The sequence below is a fragment of the Burkholderia ubonensis genome (assembly GCF_902833085.1).
GTDB lineage: Bacteria > Pseudomonadota > Gammaproteobacteria > Burkholderiales > Burkholderiaceae > Burkholderia > Burkholderia ubonensis.
In genome coordinates this window covers 1-369 of the sequence record NZ_CADFEB010000037.1, presented here as the reverse complement: position 1 = coordinate 369, position 369 = coordinate 1, and the positions used below count along the sequence as shown (strand labels likewise).

1 protein-coding gene is annotated in these 369 nt (G+C 71.0%); it reads right to left on the bottom strand.

What is annotated here, in order from left to right; all coding sequences use genetic code 11:
• On the bottom strand, window positions 1–369 hold a 369-nt coding region (locus HWX31_RS34715; protein WP_175934027.1), incomplete at both ends, for an AMP-binding protein.

Sequence of the window (369 nt, the reverse complement as noted above, 5' to 3'; positions counted from 1 at the left end):
TTCACGGCGTCGCAGCCGCCCATCGCGAGCGCTTCGTCGGCGATGCTCTTGAGCGGCAGCGTCTTGCCGCCGCGCAGCTGCTCGTCGGCGGTGACGAGCGCGCTCGCGCCGACGTCGACGAGCCGTTCGTTGAGCGACTTCGCGGAGAAGCCACCGAACACGACCGAGTGCGTCGCGCCGATGCGCGCGCAGGCCTGCATCGCGACGATCGCCTCGACCGACATCGGCATGTAGATGACGACGCGGTCGCCGCGGCCGATGCCGCGCTGCTTCAGCGCGTTCGCGAAGCGCGACACGCGCGCGAGCAGGTCGGCATAGGTGACGCGGGTGACGGCGCCGTCGTCGGCTTCGAAGATCACCGCGACGCGC